Source organism: Streptomyces cinnamoneus, assembly GCF_002939475.1.
In the GTDB taxonomy this organism is placed as follows: domain Bacteria; phylum Actinomycetota; class Actinomycetes; order Streptomycetales; family Streptomycetaceae; genus Streptomyces; species Streptomyces cinnamoneus_A.
Map to the genome: position 1 here is coordinate 2,464,303 of NZ_PKFQ01000001.1, position 12,226 is coordinate 2,476,528.

Below are 12,226 nucleotides of genomic sequence, written 5' to 3' on the forward strand. Positions count from 1 at the left end.
GTCCGTGAATCCGGAAGCGGATCACCCCGTACAAGCATGCCCCAGAAAGGGGACAGGAGTTGGACAGTCTTCTCACAGAGTCTGAAAATGCAGCGAAGAGCCCGATACATGGTTAATTCCGGACCGTTCGAGGTATGAACCGGATCGATTGGCTCCCGTTCTTGGCTCCGGTGGGGCGTGCGGGCCATCTGTACAGCGCGCGGCGCGGACGGCTACAACGGGTGCGGTCCCCGACACCGGCTTTCGGAGGCAACCATGCGCAGGATCGCGATCGTCGGCGCGGGCCAGGCGGGGCTGCAACTGGCCCTGGGGCTGCGCGCCGCGGACTACGACGTCACGGTGTTCTCCGCCCGCAAGGCCGCGGAGATCCGCACCGGCCGGGTGATGTCCAGCCAGCTGATGTACGGCCCGGCGCTCGCCCTGGAACGGCGGGCGGGCCTGAACCTCTGGGACGCCGCCACCCCGCCCATCGGCGGCCTCCAGCTGACCCTGGTCGACCCGCCGGGCGTCCGGAGCGTCACCATCTCCTCCGCGCTCGACGAGCCGGCGCAGTCGGTCGACCAGCGGCTGAAGACCGCCCACTGGCTGGAGCTCCTCGAAGAGCGGGGCGGTCGCGTGGAGTACCGCCCGGTCGCCGCCGACGAGCTGGCGGCCACGGCCTCCGCGTACGACCTGACGCTCGTCGCCACCGGCCACGGCCCCCTCGCGGAGGTCTTCGGCCGGGACGAGCGCCACAGCCCCTACGACAGCCCCCAGCGCGCCCTGGCCTGCCTCTACCTGCACGGCGTCATGCCGGACACGCGGCAGCCGCCGGGGTACGCGCGCGTGTGCGCCGTCCCCGGCACCGGCGAGTACTTCCTGCTGCCCGCGCTGACGGTCAGCGGCCCGTGCGACATCATGCTGTGGGAGGGCCACCCCGGCGGCCCGTTCGACTGCTGGAGCGACGGGCCGGACCCCGGCGCCGCGCTGGCGCGCTCCCTGGAGCTGCTGCGCTCGTACGCCCCCTGGGAGTACGAGCTGTGCGCCGCCGCCCAGCCGACCGACGCGCGGGCCGTGCTGACCGGCGGCCTCACGCCCGTCGTCCGCCACCCGGTCGCGGAGGTGGCGCCGGGCTCGTACGTCCTGGGCATGAGCGACGCGGTCGTCCTGAACGACCCCGTCACGGGGCAGGGTTCGAACAACGCGGCGCGCTGCGCGGCCCGTTACCTGGACGCGATCGTGGAGCGCGGCGAGCGCCCCTTCGACCGGGCCTGGATGCACGAGACGTTCGCCGTCTGGTGGGAGCACGCCCGGCACGGCACGGCCTTCACCAACATGGTGCTGGGGCCGCACCCCGAGCACTTCCAGCGCGTCCTCGCGGCCGCCTCCGAACACCCCGGGATCGCCCACCGTTACGTCAACGGCTACGCCGACCCGGCCGACTACCAGGACTGGCTGATGGACGCCGACCGCGCCGAGGCCTGTCTGGCCGCGGTGGCGGGGCGGCCCGCGAAGGGCTGAGCTAGCCTGAGCCGGTGGGCATGACACAGCCGGGACCAGCGACGACGGCCGCCGTGCCGCCTCCTCCGGCCCGCCGCCGCCCGGACTTCGGACAGGGGGCGGTGGTGTGCGCGGTGTCGCTGGGCGGCGCCGTGGGTGCCGCGGCCCGCTACGGCGCCGGCCTGCTGTGGCCGACGGCGGGCGGCGCCTTCCCCTGGACGACGCTGACCGTCAACGTGCTGGGCTGCGCGCTGATCGGCGTGCTGCTGGTGACCGTGACGGAACTGGCCTCGCCGCACCGGCTGCTGCGCCCGTTCCTCGGCACGGGCGTGCTGGGCGGCTTCACGACCTTCTCGACGTACGCGGTGGACGCCGTGCGGCTCGCGGAGGACGGTCACGCTGCCACCGCGCTCGCCTACCTCGCCGCGACCCTGGCCGCGGCGATGGCGGCCGTGTGGCTGACGGCCGCGCTCACGCGCCGGCTGATCGCCGGCCGCCGGAGGGCGAGGACCCGGTGACGCTCCCCGGCGACGGCCCCGCCCGGCTCCACGGCACCGCCCTGCGGGTGACGGTGTACCTCGGCGAGTCCGACACGGCGAACGGACGGCCCCTGTACTCCGAGATCGTCCGCCGCGCCCGCGCGGCGGGACTGGCGGGCGCCAGCGTCTTCCGGGGCGTCGAGGGCTTCGGGGCGTCGTCGCGCGTGCACACCTCACGGCTGCTGTCGCTGAGCGAGGACCTGCCGGTGGCGGTCGTGATCGTGGACACCGAGCAGCACGTGCGCGGCTTCCTGCCCGTGCTGGAGGAGCTGGTCGGCGAGGGGCTCATCACCCTCGACGAGGTGGAGGTCGTCCGCTACGCCGGCCGCCCGGGGAGCGCCCGCGGGTGAACTGGCTCCTCGTCGTCGCCGGCGCCATGGCCGGCGCCCCCCTGCGCTACCTCACCGACCGGGCCGTCCAGTCCCGGCACGACTCGGTCTTCCCCTGGGGCACCTTCGCGGTGAACGTGGCCGGCTGCCTGATCCTCGGCCTCCTCACCGGCGCCCTGCCGGACGACCGGGTGCGGCTCCTGCTCGGCACCGGCTTCTGCGGGGCGCTGACCACGTATTCGACCTTCTCCTACGAGACCCTCCGCCTGGCCCAGGGCGGGGCGCGCGGCTACGCGCTGGCCAACGCGGCGGCCAGTGTGGTGTGCGGCCTGGGCGCGGCCTCGGCGGGGGTGGCGCTGGGCCGGTGGCTGTGAGGCCGCCGGGCGCGACGGGGGGCTTCAGGGCCGCCGGCGGGCACCCTTGAGCGTGGCCCGCAGGTACTCCCGGTTCATCGTGGCGATGGACTGGAGGGGGATGCCCTTGGGGCAGGCCACGGCGCACTCCCCGGTGTTGGTGCAGCCCCCGAAGCCCTGGTCGTCCATGGCTCCCACCATGTCCGTCACCCGTGACTCGCGCTCGGGGGCGCCCTGGGGGAGCACGTTGAGGTGGACCACCTTCGCCGAGGTGAACAACATCGCCGAGCCGTTCGGGCAGGCGGCCACGCACGCGCCGCAGCCGATGCACTCGGCGTGCTCGAAGGCGAGGTCGGCGGCGGGCTTGGGGACCGGCGTGGCGTGGGCGTCCGGCGCGGAGCCGGTGGGGGCGGAGACGTAGCCGCCGGCGGCGATGATCCGGTCGAAGGCCGAGCGGTCCACGACCAGGTCCTTGACGACCGGGAAGGCGGCGGCGCGCCAGGGTTCGACGTCGATGGTGTCGCCGTCGCGGAAGTGGCGCATGTGCAGCTGGCAGGTGGTGGTCCGCTCGGGTCCGTGCGCCTGGCCGTTGATGACCATGCCGCAGGCGCCGCAGATGCCCTCGCGGCAGTCGTGGTCGAAGGCGACGGGTTCGTCGCCTTCGAGGATCAGCTCCTCGTTCAGGTGGTCGAGCATCTCCAGGAAGGACATGTCCTCGCTGATGCCGGTGACCTCGTAGGTGGTCATCGCTCCGGCGTCCTGGGGGGTGCGCTGGCGCCAGATGCGCAGGGTGAGGTTCACGCGTAGCTCCGCTGGGTGGGGTGGACGTACTCGAAACGCAGGTCTTCCTTGTGGAGCACGGGCGCGGTGCCCTCTCCCGTGAACTCCCAGGCGGCCACGTAGGCGAACGCCTCGTCGTCGCGGGCCGCCTCGCCGTCCGCCGTCTGGCTCTCCTCGCGGAAGTGGCCGCCGCAGGACTCGGTGCGGTGCAGGGCGTCGAGGCACATCAGCTCGGCCAGCTCCAGGTAGTCGACGACGCGGTTGGCCTTCTCCAGCTGCTGGTTGAGCTCCTCGCCCGTGCCGGGCACCTTGACGCGGCGCCAGAACTCCTCGCGCAGGGCCGGGATGCGGTCCAGTGCCTTGCGCAGTCCGGTCTCCGTGCGGGCCATGCCGCACTCGTCCCACAGCAGCTCGCCCAGCTCGCGGTGGAAGGACTCGGGGGTGCGGTCGCCGTCGGCGGCGAGGAGGCGGCTCAGCCTATCCGTCACCGCGTCCACGGCCTCGGTGACCGCCCGGTGGCCGGGGGCGATCTCGTCGTGGGGGTGACGGGCGAGGTAGTCGTTGATGGTGGACGGCAGGACGAAGTAGCCGTCGGCCAGTCCCTGCATCAGCGCGGACGCGCCGAGGCGGTTGGCGCCGTGGTCGGAGAAGTTGGCCTCGCCGACGGCGAAGAGGCCGGGGACGGTGGTCTGGAGGTCGTAGTCCACCCACAGGCCGCCCATGGTGTAGTGGATGGCCGGGTAGATGCGCATGGGCACCTCGTACGGGTTCTCGGCGGTGATCCGCTCGTACATCTCGAAGAGGTTGCCGTACCGGGCCTCCACCGCGTCGCGGCCCATGCGCGCGATGGCGTCGGCGAAGTCGAGGTAGACGCCCTGTCCGCCGGGGCCGACACCGCGGCCCTCGTCGCAGACGTTCTTGGCTGCGCGTGAGGCGATGTCGCGGGGGACGAGGTTGCCGAAGGAGGGGTACATCCGCTCCAGGTAGTAGTCGCGCTCGCCTTCGGGGATCCCGGCCGGCGGCCGGGTGTCGCCCTTGGCCTTCGGCACCCAGATGCGGCCGTCGTTGCGCAGCGACTCGCTCATCAGCGTCAGCTTCGACTGGTGGTCGCCGGAGCGCGGGATGCAGGTGGGGTGGATCTGGGTGAAGCAGGGGTTGGCGAAGTGGGCGCCGCGCCGGTGGGCGCGCCAGACGGCGGTGGCGTTGGAGTTCTTGGCGTTGGTGGAGAGGTGGAAGACGTTGCCGTAGCCGCCGCTGGCGAGGACGACCGCGTCGGCGAGGTGGGTGTCGACGCGGCCGGTGATCAGGTCGCGGGCGACGATGCCGCGGGCCCGGCCGTCGACGACGATCAGGTCGAGCATCTCGGTGCGGGCGTGCATCTCGACGTTCCCGGCGCCGATCTGGCGGCTGAGCGCCTGGTAGGCGCCGAGCAGCAGCTGCTGGCCGGTCTGGCCGCGGGCGTAGAACGTGCGGGAGACCTGGACGCCGCCGAACGAGCGGGTGTCGAGCAGGCCGCCGTACTCCCGGGCGAAGGGCACGCCTTGGGCCACGCACTGGTCGATGATCTCGACGGAGACCTGGGCGAGGCGGTGGACGTTGGACTCGCGGGCGCGGAAGTCGCCGCCCTTGACGGTGTCGTAGAAGAGCCGGTGGACGGAGTCGCCGTCGTTGCGGTAGTTCTTGGCGGCGTTGATGCCGCCTTGGGCGGCGATGGAGTGGGCGCGGCGCGGGGAGTCCTGGTAGCAGAACTGCACGACGCGGTAGCCCTGTTCGGCGAGCGTGGCGCCGGCGGCGGCGCCGGCCAGGCCCGTGCCGACGACGATGACGGTGTGCTTACGGCGGTTGGCGGGATTGACCAGCTTCGCCTCGAAGCGGCGGCGGTCCCAGCGCTCGGCGACGGGGCCGGTGGGGGCCTTGGTGTCGGCGAGGGGCTCGCCGACGGTGTAGTGCGTGTACGCGGACATGCTTCAGCTCACGACTCCCGTCAGGACACCGAGGGGTACGGCGACGAAGCCGCAGGTCAAAAGGGCGGCGAGAACGTTGGCCAGGGTTTTGAGCGCCCGGTCGCGGCGGGGGGAGGCGGCGCCCAGGGTCTGGGCCGCGCTCCAGAAGCCGTGGCGGACGTGCAGGCCGAGGGCGAGCATCGCGGCGATGTAGAAGGCGCTGACGTACCAGCGGCCGAAGGACGCAACGAGGTTCTCGTAGGGCCGGCCCTCCTGGGCGTTGGGGTTCACGGTGAGGGTGGTGAAGTCGAGGATGTGCCAGACGACGAACAGGCCGAGGATGACCCCGCCCCAGCGCATGGTGCGGGTGGCGTAGCTCGCGCGGGGCGCCTTCTTGCCGCGGGCTCCCTCGTACCTCACCGGGCGGGCGGCGATGTCGCGGCGGCTGAGCTGGTACGCGGCCACGCCGTGCAGGACCACCGAGGTGCCGAGCGCCACCCGGGCGAGCCACAGGAACCACTCGCGGTGCAGGAAGGGCTCGCCGATGGTGCGGATCCAGTGTCCGTAGTGGTTGAACTCCCCGGCTCCGAAGAACACCTTCAGATTGCCCAGCATGTGGGCGACCAGGTACGCCAGCATGATCAAGCCGGTGACCGCCATGACCGCCTTCTTGCCGACGGTGGAGCGCCACACGGAGCCGATGAGGGACGGAGGTTTCTCCGTCCGGGTCGCCAGTGCCATGGAAGTCGACGCTAGGCGGGTGCGCTTCATGCGTCCAAGACATGGTGGAGCTGGTTTCCATAGGCACCTCCTATCGATGCTGCCTATGCTGCCGCTGTGCAACTCCAACAGCTCCGCTACTTCGCCACGGTCGCCGAGGCGCGCCACTTCACGCGCGCCGCCGAGGCGCTGCACGTCGCCCAGCCGTCGCTGTCCCAGCAGATCCGGGCGCTGGAGAGGGAGTTGGGCGCCGAGCTGTTCCACCGGGCCCGCGGGAACATCACCCTGACCGACGCGGGCGAGGCCCTGCTGCCGCTGGCCCACCGGATCCTCGCCGACACCGAGACGGCGCGCCGCGAGGTGCAGGAGGTCGCGCAGTTGCGGCGCGGCCGCGTGCGCCTGGGCGCCCCGCCCAGTCTGTGCGCGAGCCTCGTCCCCGATGTGCTGCGCACCTTCCACGCGCGCTACCCGGGCATCGACCTGCACGTCGACGAGGGCGGGTCACAGGACCTCGTGCGGACCCTGGCCGTCGGCGGGCTCGACCTGGCCCTGGTCATCACCCCGTTGGGGGTGGGCGCCCCCGCCCTGGCCACCACGGAGCTGATCCACGAGGATCTCGTGGCCGTCACCTCCCCCGACGTCCCGGCTTTGACCCGGCGCCGCCGGCTGCGCGTGGCGGAGCTGCGGGACCGGCCGATGGTGATGTTCCGCCGCGGCTACGACCTCCGTGAGATCACCACGGCGGCCTGCCGGGCGGCCGGCTTCGACCCCTCCTTCACGGTGGAGGGCGGCGAGATGGACGCGGTGCTGGGGTACGTACGGGCGGGGCTGGGCCTCGCGGTCGTACCGGGCATGGTCGCGGCCCGCTCGGGCCTGCGCGTCACCCCCTTCGAGGACGACCGCATGCGCCGCACCATCGCCGTGGCCCACCGCAAGGACACCGCCCCGCCCCGCGCGGCCCGCGAACTGCGGCGGGTGCTGCTGGAGCACCTGGGGGTGGCGGAGGAGTGAGGGACCGGGGCGGCCGGGCCCCCGCCGGCTTGCCCTCAGCCCTCGCCCAGGTCCGCGTTGACGATCGCCCGCAGGGCGGCGAGGTGGGCGTGGTAGGCGGCTCGGCCGGTCTTGGTCAGCTTCAGCCATACGCGCTGGCGCGTGTCGCGCACGCCGCGGCGCTGTTCCACATAGCCCGCGTCGGACAGGACCGTGACGTGCTTGCTCAGGACGGACGGGCTCACCCCCAGAGTCTCGCGGATCGTCGCGAACTCGATTTCCTCGACGGCGTCCAGCGCGGCACAGATCCTCAGCCGGTTCGGGGCGTGGATCGTGTCGTTGAAGCCGTCTTCGGGGGTGGTCACGGTGTGGGTATGCCCTTCTGGCGCGCCTTGTGGTCGAGGACGTGGACGCCCCCCGCCACCAGCAGACCCGCCGGCACCCATATCCACGGCATGCCCGCCCAGTCTTCCAGGACCATCGCGCCGAGGAACGTCACCAAGCCGAGGACCCCGCAGAGGATCGCTCCCCGCTTCATGGAGGGGTGCATGCGGTGCCTGACGCCGCTGGAGCTCAGCTGGACCACGATGACGGTCAGCATCAGCACGTACATCAGGGCGAGGCCGACCAGGTCCAGCGGGTCGGGCAGCAGCTGGGAGAAATAGACGCCGGCCAGGGCTGCGGAGAGGCTCGTCCCGTACCAGCGGCCGGGGGCCAGGGACCCGACCGCGCCCTGGGCCTCGGTGGCCAGCGCCAGGGACAGCGCGGCGCTCTCCCGGGAGGGCATGGACGGCCTGTCCGGCTCAGGGGTCATGTCACGTGCACACTCGTCTGTTGCCATGACGGAAAGTGAAGCATGGAGTTTCCGTCATGGCAACTGGAGAGTTTCCGCTGTGGAAAACTTGGTTTTTCCCAGGTCGTATGCGGTTGTCAGATCGTCCGGGCCCGCCCGGCGGCCCCTCAGCGCGCCCCGAAGACCTGGGTCCAGCGCGGGCCGCCCGGGGCCTTGTTGATGCCGATGCCGATCTCCTTGAAGGAACAGTTGAGGATGTTCTTGCGGTGCCCGTCGCTGTGCATCCAGGAGTCCATGACCGCCGCCGCGTCCTGCTGCCCGTAGGCGATGTTCTCGCCGTACGTGCTCCACTGGTAGCCGGCGGCCGTGATGCGGTCCCCGGGGCCCTTGCCGTCGGGGTTGGTGTGGTCGAAGAAGCCGCGGGCCGCCATGTCGTCGGAGTGGCCCTGGGCCGCGGCGTCCAGCAGGCTGTTGGAGGTGACCGGCGAGCAGCCCACCTTCGCGCGCTCGGCGTTGACCAGGGAGACGACCTGCTGGCCCATGGAGCCGCCGCCGCCCTTGCCGCCCGGGGCCGGGGCCTTGCTCTTCTCGGCGCGGGAGGGGGCCGTGCGCTCGGGCGCGGCGGTGGACGGCTTGGCCTCGGGGGCCTTGGAGGACTGCTCGGGCGTGGGCGAGGAGGCGCTCGGCGAGGGGGACGCCGAGGCGGAGGCGCTCGGCGTGGCGGACTGCGAGGGCGTGGGCAGCAGCGGGGAGGGCTCCTGGGCCGCCAGCTGCTTGAGGTCGCTGGAGGAGTCGGCGGCCTGGGTCTTGACGGTGGTGCCGGGCTCGTCCTCGAAGAACCGCATCCCGCCCAGCACGCCGCCGGCCACGAGGGCCAGCACGCCCGCGCCCACCACGGCCCGCCGGGTGGCCCGGGACCGGCCGCCGCCTCCGCGGTGGTGCCGGGCGCCGGCCCGGTGGCTGCGCGGCCGCCCGGCCGCGGACGCCGACGGCGAGGCGGACGGCGACGCGTACGCGGCGGAGGAGTGCGCGGCGGAGGAGGCCGGGGCGTGCGAGGCGTAGCCCACCGGCGCCGCCCCCAGGTCCGAGCCGCCGCCCCACCAGCCGGCCAGCGCCCCCACGACGGGCACCAGACCGAGGCCGACCAGCAGCCCCTCGGCCGGGACCAGCGCGGACAGCGCTCCGGTGCAACGGCCGCAGGAGCGCACGTGGCGGGCTATTCGCTTGCGCCACAGCGCCGAGGGGACACCGTCCCAGTGGGCCACCACCTCGCCGAGCTGCGGGCAGCGGGGCTGCGCGGCGAGCGCCTGGACCACGCCCCGGGCGATGTCCAGCTGGGCCTTGGTGCGCTGGACGCGTACGGCCGTGTGCTGCGGCGACAGTTCGAGCGCCGCGGCCACCTCCGCGCGCTTCAGCTCGCCGGCGGCCTCCAGCCACCACAGCGACAGGACCTCCTGCTCGCCGTCGTCGAGCCAGCGCGTGGCCTCGGCAGCCTCCTTGCGCTGGCCCTCCAGGCCGAGCCGGACGATCGTGAGGTCGACGAAGTCGGCCTTGGGGTCGGCGACTTCGCCGACCACCTCCTGCAAGCCACTGACGGGAGCCTCGGGGCGGTCCTCCCGGCAGTGGCTGCGTATCTGGTTCATGGTGATCGCCACGAGCCAGGAGCGGAAACTGGCCGGGTCCCGCAGGCCGTCGAGGCCGTTGATCACGCGGAGCATGGTGTCCTGGACGACGTCGTCGACGTCCGCGTGGCCGTTCAGCGCACGGCCGACGATGTTGTAGACCAGCGGCAGGTGGGTGGCCACGAGCTCGTCCTGTGCCGCCGCGTCCCCGGCTCGCGCCGCTTCGATCACGGCCACGTTCACACTCTTCACGCCCGTACCTCTCTCCGCACCGCCACGTTGGCGTTCGTTCCGACACCTAGGAGACCCAGGGCCGGTCCGTTGATAACAAAAACTTGGGCGCGAATATGTGGCGGACCTCTCAACCCGTCACGGCGTCAGGAACTCCCGCAGGCTTCCCGGAGCCGCCGACTCCACGAAACCCACCGCCTCGGCAGCGGAGATGTCACGGATGCGGTAGCCGCCCTCCCCTCCCGGAACCGCTGCCGTGACGGTCACCACACCCGCCCGCCGCGAAAGGGGCGTGTCGGTAAAAGTCCATGCAAGGACGGCGCTCCGGTCGAGGCTCACCGTCTCCCGTCCGAACGTCCCGGACCGCAGGACGAGGTGACGCCCCCGCAGGGCGTGCCCCAGCGCCCGGTACGCGTCGCGCGCGAGCCCGTACGCCACCGGCGCCGCGAGCAGCGTCCACCCCACCGCGCAGTACCCCAGCACCGGCAGCGCCAGCAGCCACCCCAGGACCCCGAGCGCCAGCGTCACCGGCAGCACCCCCCACCCCAGCGCCCACACCACCCGCCGCCGCAGGGCCGCCCGCGGATGCGGACGCAGGCCCTGCGCGTCCACGGCCCCGCCCAGCACCTCCGCGCACACGCGCACCGCCTCGCCCCTGGGGGCCGGGGGCAGCACGACGCTGCGCCGGCGGTTCTGGTCGCGGTCGCCGAGGCCCCCCGCCACGGCCCGTACGGACGCCCCTCCGCCGGCGCGCAGCAGCAACGGCTCCCGCAGCGCCACCCCGTACAGCCGCGCCTCCTCGATGGCGACGGCGTTCCTCCCCCTCGGGCCGCGCCGGACGACGAGGCCGCCGTCCTGCCCGCGCTCCAGCCGGTACCCCCACCAGTGCCCGGCGTAGAACGCCACCGCCCCCGCGACGCCCAGTCCCGTCACGGCCGCCAGAGCCAGCGGGACGGAGACCCACAGGGCGTCACCTCCCAGGCCCGCCCAGAGGTGCCGGACGACGCCCGTCCGCCAGGGTTCCGTCCCCGTCGCCCTGACGATCCTCCACACCGTGCCGGCGACCATCAGGACACCTCCCCAGACCCAGAACGTGAGCGGCGCGTACCGCGTCCACCGCCGGTCGGCCGTGGCCAGGACCCTCACGCCGCCTCCCCCGCCGGCAGTCCGGCCGCGGCCCGCAGACGGTCCGCCAGCCGACGGGCCTCCGTGCCGGACACCCCCGTGATCCGCACGTCGGCCGCCGACGACGCCGTGGTGACGGCCACGGTGGCGAGCCCGAAGCGCCGCTGCAGCGGCCCGCGCCGCAGGGCGACGGACTCCACCCTGGCCAGCGGCAGGACGCGGCGCCGGAGCCGGTACCAGCCGCTCGACGCGTAGAGCGCCGACTCCCCCACCTCCCAGGCGTGCGCCCGGTACCGCAGGGCCGGCATGGCCAGCGCATAGCCGAGCGCGGGCACCACCAGCCCCACGACCACCAGGGGGGCGAGCCAGGGGAGGGCGCCGGGGAAGAAGAGGAGGGAGAGGACGAGCAGCACGGTGGCCGCGAGCACCGCGGGGCCGGTCACCACGAGCAGGGCCTGGGCCGTCCACCAGCGCCGGGCCGGGGGGCCGACCCGGTGGGCCGGCGGCCGCAGGGTCCACGCCATGACACCCCCCTTTTCCAAGTCGATCGTATTGCGAAATCGAACGGGCGTTAAGCTATAGCAATACAATTGACCTGTAAAGCCGGAGCCGGCTCCGGCGGCCCCCAGCGAAAGGCGTCCCCGTGCCCAAGCGCGTCGACCGCGACGAACGCCGCCACCGCATCGCCGAAGCCCTCTGGCGCATCGCCTGCGACCGCGGCCTGGACGGCGCGAGCCTGCGCGACGTGGCGGCGGAGGCCGGCATCTCCCTCGGCCAGTTGCAGCACTACTTCCGCAGCAAGGACGAGATGCTGCTCTTCGCCCTGGACCACATCGGCGAACTCGCCACCCGGCGCATCCGCGCGCGCCTGGAGGCGCTGCCCGGCGTGCCGGCCCCCCGCACGCTCCTGCGCGAGACGATGACGGAGATCCTGCCGCTGGACGACCGGCGCCGCAGCGGCCAGCTGGTCGAGGTCGCCTACGTCGCGCGGGCCGTCCACGACGAACGCCTGCGCCGCCGCGCCCAGGAGGGCACCCCGATGCTGCGGACGCTGCTCGCCGGCTGGATCGGGCAGGCGGTCGACCGCGGCGAGGTCGCCGCCGACCGCGACCCGGCCGCCGAGGCCATGGCGCTGCTGTGCCTCGTCGACGGCCTGACCACGTACGTCCTGCTGGAGGTGCTGCCCCCCGCCGAGGCGACGGCGCTGCTGGACGCCCACCTGGACCGGTTGTTCAGCACCCCGCCGTCAGACACGCCGCACCCGGACACCCCGCGGTCCGACACGCCACGCTCCGGCACCGGGGCGGACAGCCCCTAGCCCC

Annotated in this window: 14 protein-coding genes; 6 read left to right on the plus strand and 8 right to left on the minus strand. The window is 73.2% G+C overall.

What is annotated here, in order from left to right:
- The first annotated feature begins 255 nt into the window (after positions 1–255).
- The 4 genes from CYQ11_RS10455 to crcB (CYQ11_RS10470) are packed head-to-tail and all read left to right on the plus strand — an operon-like array spanning position 256 to position 2,721.
- Positions 256–1,500: a styrene monooxygenase/indole monooxygenase family protein gene (locus tag CYQ11_RS10455; RefSeq protein ID WP_099200460.1), complete on the plus strand. Its 1,245-nt coding sequence runs from the start codon at positions 256–258 to the stop codon at positions 1,498–1,500.
- 20 nt (positions 1,501–1,520) lie between these two features.
- Entirely contained in the window at positions 1,521–1,997 is a 477-nt protein-coding gene (crcB, locus tag CYQ11_RS10460) for a fluoride efflux transporter CrcB (protein WP_099200459.1), read from the plus strand.
- Positions 1,994–2,368, plus strand: a complete 375-nt coding sequence (locus CYQ11_RS10465) for a DUF190 domain-containing protein (RefSeq protein WP_099200458.1) — start codon at positions 1,994–1,996, stop codon at positions 2,366–2,368. Before crcB (CYQ11_RS10460) ends, CYQ11_RS10465 begins: the two co-directional genes overlap by 4 nt.
- Positions 2,365–2,721 (plus strand): fluoride efflux transporter CrcB, encoded by a 357-nt coding sequence (crcB, locus tag CYQ11_RS10470; RefSeq protein WP_099200457.1) that lies wholly within the window; start codon positions 2,365–2,367, stop codon positions 2,719–2,721. The genes CYQ11_RS10465 and crcB (CYQ11_RS10470) overlap by 4 nt, the downstream gene beginning before the upstream one ends.
- Positions 2,722–2,745: 24 nt before the next feature.
- Here the strand turns inward: crcB (CYQ11_RS10470) and CYQ11_RS10475 are convergent, their stop codons facing one another.
- Genes CYQ11_RS10475 through CYQ11_RS10485 form a run of 3 tightly spaced genes read right to left on the minus strand, consistent with a single transcriptional unit; the run spans position 2,746 to position 6,164 of the window.
- Positions 2,746–3,501, minus strand: a complete 756-nt coding sequence (locus CYQ11_RS10475; protein ID WP_099200456.1) for a succinate dehydrogenase/fumarate reductase iron-sulfur subunit — start codon at positions 3,499–3,501, stop codon at positions 2,746–2,748.
- Positions 3,498–5,444 carry a fumarate reductase/succinate dehydrogenase flavoprotein subunit gene (locus tag CYQ11_RS10480; RefSeq protein ID WP_099200455.1) on the minus strand — a complete coding sequence of 649 codons (1,947 nt, stop codon included), beginning with the start codon at positions 5,442–5,444 and terminating at the stop codon, positions 3,498–3,500. The genes CYQ11_RS10475 and CYQ11_RS10480 overlap by 4 nt, the downstream gene beginning before the upstream one ends.
- Before the next feature lie 3 nt (positions 5,445–5,447).
- Positions 5,448–6,164 (minus strand): succinate dehydrogenase cytochrome b subunit, encoded by a 717-nt coding sequence (locus CYQ11_RS10485; protein ID WP_099200454.1) that lies wholly within the window; start codon positions 6,162–6,164, stop codon positions 5,448–5,450.
- A gap of 96 nt (positions 6,165–6,260) precedes the next feature.
- On the opposite strand from CYQ11_RS10485, the gene CYQ11_RS10490 reads away from it, so the two are divergent.
- Positions 6,261–7,154 carry a LysR family transcriptional regulator gene (locus CYQ11_RS10490; RefSeq protein WP_099200453.1) on the plus strand — a complete coding sequence of 298 codons (894 nt, stop codon included), beginning with the start codon at positions 6,261–6,263 and terminating at the stop codon, positions 7,152–7,154.
- A 35-nt stretch (positions 7,155–7,189) separates the two neighbouring features.
- Here CYQ11_RS10490 and CYQ11_RS10495 read toward each other — a convergent pair whose 3' ends face one another.
- From CYQ11_RS10495 to CYQ11_RS10515, 5 genes are all read right to left on the minus strand, one after another.
- The gene (locus CYQ11_RS10495; RefSeq protein WP_240003501.1) at positions 7,190–7,498 is read right to left on the minus strand and encodes a transcriptional regulator; all 309 of its coding nucleotides are present in this window, start codon (positions 7,496–7,498) and stop codon (positions 7,190–7,192) included.
- A complete protein-coding gene (locus tag CYQ11_RS10500; protein ID WP_099200451.1) occupies positions 7,495–7,947 on the minus strand; it encodes a hypothetical protein in 453 nt (150 codons plus the stop codon). The genes CYQ11_RS10495 and CYQ11_RS10500 overlap by 4 nt, the downstream gene beginning before the upstream one ends.
- Before the next feature lie 146 nt (positions 7,948–8,093).
- Positions 8,094–9,800: a sigma-70 family RNA polymerase sigma factor gene (locus CYQ11_RS10505; protein ID WP_099200450.1), complete on the minus strand. Its 1,707-nt coding sequence runs from the start codon at positions 9,798–9,800 to the stop codon at positions 8,094–8,096.
- A gap of 117 nt (positions 9,801–9,917) precedes the next feature.
- The gene (locus CYQ11_RS10510) at positions 9,918–10,925 is read right to left on the minus strand and encodes a PH domain-containing protein (RefSeq protein WP_146104668.1); all 1,008 of its coding nucleotides are present in this window, start codon (positions 10,923–10,925) and stop codon (positions 9,918–9,920) included.
- Positions 10,922–11,428, minus strand: coding sequence for a PH domain-containing protein (locus tag CYQ11_RS10515; RefSeq protein WP_099200449.1), 507 nt, complete (start codon positions 11,426–11,428; stop codon positions 10,922–10,924). The genes CYQ11_RS10510 and CYQ11_RS10515 overlap by 4 nt, the downstream gene beginning before the upstream one ends.
- A 119-nt stretch (positions 11,429–11,547) precedes the next feature.
- On the opposite strand from CYQ11_RS10515, the gene CYQ11_RS10520 reads away from it, so the two are divergent.
- The gene (locus CYQ11_RS10520; RefSeq protein ID WP_099200448.1) at positions 11,548–12,222 is read left to right on the plus strand and encodes a TetR/AcrR family transcriptional regulator; all 675 of its coding nucleotides are present in this window, start codon (positions 11,548–11,550) and stop codon (positions 12,220–12,222) included.
- The last annotated feature ends 4 nt before the right edge of the window (positions 12,223–12,226 follow it).

Bases quoted from the DNA above. Each gene is read 5' to 3' on its own strand.
- CYQ11_RS10480 (WP_099200455.1), bottom strand. From the start codon at position 5,444: ATGTCCGCGTACACGCACTACACCGTCGGCGAGCCCCTCGCCGACACC.
- CYQ11_RS10500 (WP_099200451.1), bottom strand. From the start codon at position 7,947: ATGACCCCTGAGCCGGACAGGCCGTCCATGCCCTCCCGGGAGAGCGCC.
- CYQ11_RS10485 (WP_099200454.1), bottom strand. From the start codon at position 6,164: ATGGCACTGGCGACCCGGACGGAGAAACCTCCGTCCCTCATCGGCTCC.
- CYQ11_RS10515 (WP_099200449.1), bottom strand. From the start codon at position 11,428: ATGGCGTGGACCCTGCGGCCGCCGGCCCACCGGGTCGGCCCCCCGGCC.
- crcB (WP_099200459.1), top strand. From the start codon at position 1,521: ATGACACAGCCGGGACCAGCGACGACGGCCGCCGTGCCGCCTCCTCCG.
- CYQ11_RS10455 (WP_099200460.1), top strand. From the start codon at position 256: ATGCGCAGGATCGCGATCGTCGGCGCGGGCCAGGCGGGGCTGCAACTG.